General features: G+C 54.5%; 6 protein-coding genes. 5 read left to right on the top strand and 1 reads right to left on the bottom strand.

The window, feature by feature from the left end; translation table 11 throughout:
* Positions 1-111 precede the first annotated feature (111 nt).
* Positions 112-1,113 (top strand): S66 family peptidase, encoded by a 1,002-nt coding sequence (locus EDM54_RS25915; RefSeq protein WP_031933475.1) that lies wholly within the window; start codon positions 112-114, stop codon positions 1,111-1,113.
* Positions 1,114-1,136: 23 nt separating this feature from the next.
* Here the strand turns inward: EDM54_RS25915 and EDM54_RS25910 are convergent, their stop codons facing one another.
* On the bottom strand, positions 1,137-1,433 hold the full coding sequence (locus tag EDM54_RS25910; RefSeq protein WP_003386702.1) for a hypothetical protein: 297 nt from the start codon (positions 1,431-1,433) through the stop codon (positions 1,137-1,139).
* A 197-nt stretch (positions 1,434-1,630) separates the two neighbouring features.
* Here EDM54_RS25910 and EDM54_RS25905 point away from each other — a divergent pair, with 197 nt between their 5' ends.
* The 4 genes from EDM54_RS25905 to EDM54_RS25890 all read left to right on the top strand — a co-directional run bounded on the left by EDM54_RS25905 (position 1,631) and on the right by EDM54_RS25890 (position 5,624).
* The gene (locus EDM54_RS25905) at positions 1,631-2,539 is read left to right on the top strand and encodes an RluA family pseudouridine synthase (protein ID WP_122959094.1); all 909 of its coding nucleotides are present in this window, start codon (positions 1,631-1,633) and stop codon (positions 2,537-2,539) included.
* Between the two features lie 334 nt (positions 2,540-2,873).
* Entirely contained in the window at positions 2,874-3,809 is a 936-nt protein-coding gene (locus tag EDM54_RS25900) for a fumarylacetoacetate hydrolase family protein (RefSeq protein ID WP_003386700.1), read from the top strand.
* 11 nt (positions 3,810-3,820) lie between these two features.
* A complete protein-coding gene (locus EDM54_RS25895) occupies positions 3,821-4,987 on the top strand; it encodes a homogentisate 1,2-dioxygenase (RefSeq protein WP_039070873.1) in 1,167 nt (388 codons plus the stop codon).
* A gap of 16 nt (positions 4,988-5,003) precedes the next feature.
* Positions 5,004-5,624: a flavin reductase family protein gene (locus tag EDM54_RS25890; RefSeq protein ID WP_003386698.1), complete on the top strand. Its 621-nt coding sequence runs from the start codon at positions 5,004-5,006 to the stop codon at positions 5,622-5,624.
* Positions 5,625-5,673 lie beyond the last annotated feature (49 nt).

The raw sequence follows: 5,673 nt of genomic DNA, 5'->3' as shown, positions 1-5,673 counted from the left end.
TCAGTTCTCTACTCTACAAATGTTGTTTGCCCCTGTATAATAAATGAACAAATCATAACGCGTCTACATTCAGGGCAGGCAAAGAACGAATAGCCGCGAGGAGTGAGGGAAATGAGGCCAGATAAATTAAAGAGAGGCGACGAAGTCCGAGTGATTGCCCCGAGCAGAAGCATGGCGATCCTGTCGCAGGACGTGAGAGAGCGGGCGCAAAAAAGATTGGAATCGATGGGCCTAACGGTAACGTATGGAAAACATGTGGAGGTTTGCGACGAGTTTGTTTCCAGTTCAGTCGAAGAGAGGCTGCAAGACCTCCATGAAGCGTTTGCCGATAAGAACGTAAAAGGTATTTTGACAGTGCTGGGCGGATTCAACAGCAATCAGCTGCTTCGCGGCATCGATTATGAGTTGATCCGAAGCAACCCCAAAATACTGTGCGGGTACTCGGACATCACGGCACTGTCCAATGCGATCTATGCCAAAACAGGATTGATTGGCTTCTCGGGCCCTCATTTCTCCACATTCGGAATGAAAAAGGGAGCCGAGTACACGATCCGCCTCTTTCAAAGCTGCTTGCTGGAGGGGGAAGCGGGGGCGGCTAGAGAAGCCGAAGCGGGACCGCTCCAAATCACGCCTGCCTCTGAATGGAGTGACGACGAATGGTATTTGGATCAGGAAAATCGCAGCTTTATCCCGAATGAGGGCTACCTTTTGATTCAGGAAGGAGAGGCGGAAGGGACACTCATCGGCGGCAATCTGTGTACGCTCAATCTGCTGCAGGGTACAGAGTACATGCCTGACTTGCAAGGAGCGATTCTGTTTATCGAGGACGACCGGGATGTGTCTCCTTCGACGTTTGACCGGGATTTGCAATCATTGATTCATCAGCCGTCCTTTTCCGGCGTGAAAGGAATCGTCATCGGCCGGTTTCAAAAAGCTTCGCAAATGACCCGGGAAAAGCTCGTCCGGATCATCCGCAGCAAACCGGAGCTGGCAGCCATGCCGGTGGTCGCCAATGCTGACTTTGGGCATACCAGTCCGATGATCACGTTTCCGATCGGCGGCAAGGCCAAAGTGACAGCGAGCAGCGGTCAGGTGTCACTTTGGATAAAGTAGGTTGCCGACAGACCGGAGCCTTGTCAGCAGTACAGATCGCGTCCCCCGCGAAGCTGCAAATACGCTTCCTTCAGCCACGGATGGATCACTCGAAGCTTGGTGCGCTGCGCCCATAAATAGTCAAGGTAAACGAAGGCGGCGTCGGCCAAGCGAGGATCGACATGGAATTGCTCAGCCAATCGAATCGCTTCTTTGGCGACTCGCTCGGTATGCTCGGCAATATGATCAAGCTGGTGGTAACGAAGCAGCGAAAGAGCGTCTTGTCGGACGTTTCCGCCAAATGGAAAGTTCTTTATCCATGTGGAAAAGCTTTTGTCCATTTTCATCGACTCCTGAAGGTTTCTCCTCTGTATAGGGATAGAAGACCCGGTCTTCTGTGCATTGTTTTCATATTGCGATACAATTGGAAAACCGTGGGGGTTTAAAAGGGCTTTCCCACATCAGTGGCCTTCGACAGGACGCGCACAGCTGTTTTTGATATACTGGCAGGAGTTGAAGCGACAGAAGGTGTGACTGCATGTTGGAAGAGCTTTTGCAAATAACAGCCGCCAAACGGCATGAAGGCATGACCATCCGCGACGTGCTGCAAAAAGACTTCGGCGTCTCCCGGCGCTTGCTGGTCAGGGCGAAGTACCAGGGGGATATTACGCGAAACGGTGTTTCCGTCTATGTGACAGAGCGGTTGAAAGAGGGAGATGTCGTTCGCGTACTCGTCCCGGCCGAAGAAGAAATGCTCGCACCCGAACCGATGGACTTGAATATTCGCTACGAGGACGAGGACATTTTGGTCATCGCCAAACCGGCGGGACTCGTCGTCCACCCGACGGGGAATCACAGCAGCCATACACTGGCAAACGGCGTGGCGCACTACTGGCAGGAGCGGGGAGAGCAGCGGAAATTCCGTCCGGTCAATCGTTTGGACAAAGACACGTCAGGACTGATGATCGTAGCCAAAAACCAGTGGGCGCACGAGCAGTTCAGCCGTCTCCAAAAGGAACGCCAGCTGCACCGATACTATATAGCCATCGTCGAGGGTGTGTGCGATGAGACAGAAGGTGTCATTGACGAGCCGATCGGTCTTCGCGACGACTCCATCATTGCGAGGGAGGTTCGAGCGGATGGCCAGCAGGCCGTAACCCGTTTCAGGGTCAGGCAGCGGGGAGCTGGCATGAGCCTGGTGGAGCTGAAGCTGGAAACGGGACGAACGCATCAGATCAGGGTCCATATGAGCCATCTGGGTTATCCGTTAGCAGGCGATGACATGTACGGGGGGAGCAGAGCCCACATCGGGCGGCAAGCGCTGCATGCAACGAGGCTCCATTTTGCCCATCCTCGGACGGGACAGGAAATGGAGTGGACGGAGCCGCTGCCGGAGGATATGGCCTTGCTGTACAGGACGTTTTTTGCCGGCGAGGGACTGGCATGAAATAGCTGGAGTGAAAAACGTATAGATAAAACCGTTTATAGAAAAAACGCTTTTGCCTCTGGCAACCGAAAAGCGTTTCCGGTATGATAAATATACCAATGAAAAAACAGTGAGCAATGGAAATTGCTGGTCGTCTGCGGGGGAATTCCCGCAAGGTCTTCTTCGTTAGCAGACTGAGCCCAGCGTACGTCAATAAGCTTGATCGGGTGCCCGCGAAAATGGATGATACCGTTTTCGGGCTCCTTGCTTCAGCTTGTTCGTATGCTGGGCTTTTTTGCTTTCATTTGCTTGTCTGAAGCCGGGGCTGGGGCCCGTAGGAGAGGAGGGAGAGCATGTGAAGCTGGTATCGTATCGAATGCAAGAACAGCAGGCGTGGAGAGCCGGAATCTTGCGGGAGGACCGCATCGTAGACATCGCCTCCAGCCTGGCGGGGGCGCCGCCGGGGATGCTGGAGCTGCTGGATGAGTGGGAGAGGTGGATAGAGCCCTTGCAGCTTCTGTCACAACAGGCTGGGACTCCTGCCGAAGGGCAGTCTTTTCCTTTAGAAGCTGTCTTGCTTGGATCGCCGCTGCCTCGTCCCCGAAGCTTTCGGGATTTTTACTCGTTTGAAGCGCATGTCAAGACGGCTCGCGCACGCCGCGGGCTGGAGATGATTCCGCAATGGTATCATTTCCCCGTCTTCTATTTTTCCAATGCAGCCGCCTTTGTCGGCCCGAATGCTTATGTGAAAAAGCCAGCGACGACCAAATGGCTCGACTATGAATTGGAGCTTGCCTGCGTAATCGGCAAGGAGGGCGTTGACATCCCTGTCGAGCAGGCGGATCGCTACATCGCTGGTTACTGCATCCTGAACGATTGGAGCGCACGCGACCTTCAGCGGGAGGAGGTAAAGGTAGGGCTGGGCCCGGCAAAAGGCAAGGACTTTGCCACTTCCATGGGTCCGTGGCTCGTTACGCCAGACGAGCTCGCCGATGTTTGCATAGCCGGCGAGGAAGGCAATCGCTTTGCGCTGACGATGGTCGCAAGAGTGAACGGCATCGAGCTGTCCCGCGGCTATTTTCAGGACATTCACTACACGTTTGCCCAGATGATCGCCCGCGCTTCCGCTGATTGTCCGCTTTACCCCGGCGATGTCATCGGTTCGGGTACAGTCGGGACGGGGTGCATCCTCGAGCTGGGGACGGAGCGCCACCGATGGCTGGAAGCCGGTGACGTGGTGGAGCTGGAGGTCGACAGGCTCGGCGTATTACAAAACATCATTTCCGAATAGGAGGGTTCGCAATGGCATTTTACCACCGCTTGGGTGAGATTCCGAAGAAGCGGCATACGATGTTTCACAAGCCAAACGGGGAGCTGTACCGGGAACAGGTCATGGGAACAAAAGGCTTTTCCGGCATTCAATCGATTTTGTATCACCATCATCCGCCGACCCAGGTCCGCTCGACGAAAAGGGTTGCCGACGTAAAGCCGGAATATGTCGAGCAAGCCGATCTCAAGCATCAGCATTTCAAGACGTTCGATGCGCCGGCAGGAGGCGACCCTGTTTCGGGCAGAACGTATTTGTTGGGCAATAGCGACGTCGTGCTCGGCGTTTGCGTTCCTACAGACGAGATGAACTACTTTTACCGGAATGCGGACGGGGATGAACTTCTGTTCGTCCATCAGGGAGAAGGCGAGCTGCAGACGATTTTCGGAACGATTCCGTACTGCCCGGGAGATTATTTGGTGATTCCGATCGGTACCACCTACCGGATTGAAATGAAGACGCCGAGCCGATTCCTCGTCATCGAATCCCAGAACGAGATCGTTCCGCCCAAGCGCTACCGCAACGAGCACGGGCAATTGTTGGAACATTCGCCGTTTTGCGAAAGGGATATCCGCGTGCCGGAGAGGCTGGATACACATGTAGAGGAGGGCTCCTTCGAAGTTCGGGTCAAGCGTCAGTCCACCTTATACAGCTACATGTTTGATTTTCACCCTTTTGATGTGGTGGGCTGGGATGGATATCTCTATCCGTACGCGCTCAGCATTCACGATTTTGAGCCGATCACCGGAAGGATTCATCAGCCGCCGCCTGTTCATCAGACCTTCGCCGGGCAAAATTTCGTCGTCTGTTCCTTTGTGCCGAGACTGTACGACTATCATCCGCAGGCGATTCCCGCCCCTTACTTTCACAGCAATGTAGAAAGTGACGAGGTGCTGTATTACGTCGACGGCAATTTTATGAGCCGCAAAGGCATCTATGAAGGGTCCATCACGCTCCATCCAATGGGCATTCCGCACGGGCCCCACCCGGGGAAAGTGGAAGCGAGCATCGGCAAAAAGGAGACGAAGGAGCTGGCGGTCATGCTGGATACCTTCAAACCGCTGTATGTGACGAAGCAGGCATTGGAGATCGAAGACCCGGACTATATGAACAGCTGGCTTCCACCTGTGTCGCCGGAGTGAAAAGGGGTGTTTTTTCGTGGAAATCGACATCAGCGCAATCGAACGACAGGACAAATACAAGCTGCTGATCGGCTGCATCGTACCGAGGCCGATCGCCTGGGTGACCTCGATCGGCCGAGCCGGTGTCCTGAATGCGGCTCCGTTCAGCTATTTCAATGTGGCGAGCATTGAACCGATGATGGTTTCCATTGCGGTCATGCGCAAGCCAGGCAGTGTCAGAAAGGATACTGCTCGCAACATCGCGGAAACAAAAGAGTTCGTCGTCAATATGGTGGACGTCTGCAATGTTGACGTTGCCAATGAAACCTCTGCCGACTTTCCTCCAGAGATAGGGGAAGTGGATGCGCTCGGGCTGGCCACCGAGCCAAGTGCGGTCGTACGTCCGCCCCGGCTGGCCGACTCTCGCATCCACTTTGAGTGCAGGCTCCATCAAATCGTCACACTGGGCGATCCTGTCACGTCCGACCTGATTATCGGCGAAGTCGTTCACGTCCATGTGGAAGACCGTTTGTACCAGAACGGGAAAATCGACATCGAAGCCTTTGCTCCTGTCAGCCGTCTGGCAGGACAATCATATGCCAGGCTGGGTGAGCTTTTTGAACGTCCGCGGCCGGTGTACCAATCGAATAGCAAGTAAAGACCGTCTGCGGACGGTCTTTATTATTTGGAGCGTGCCCAGCAAGCCG

Source organism: Brevibacillus borstelensis, from assembly GCF_003710865.1.
In the GTDB taxonomy this organism is placed as follows: Bacteria; Bacillota; Bacilli; order Brevibacillales; family Brevibacillaceae; genus Brevibacillus; species Brevibacillus borstelensis.
This window is presented reverse-complemented; position numbering and strand designations above follow the sequence as displayed.

Bases quoted from the DNA above. Each gene is read 5' to 3' on its own strand.
- EDM54_RS25895 (WP_039070873.1), top strand. From the start codon at position 3,821: ATGGCATTTTACCACCGCTTGGGTGAGATTCCGAAGAAGCGGCATACG.
- EDM54_RS25915 (WP_031933475.1), top strand. From the start codon at position 112: ATGAGGCCAGATAAATTAAAGAGAGGCGACGAAGTCCGAGTGATTGCC.
- EDM54_RS25910 (WP_003386702.1), bottom strand. From the start codon at position 1,433: ATGGACAAAAGCTTTTCCACATGGATAAAGAACTTTCCATTTGGCGGA.
- EDM54_RS25905 (WP_122959094.1), top strand. From the start codon at position 1,631: ATGTTGGAAGAGCTTTTGCAAATAACAGCCGCCAAACGGCATGAAGGC.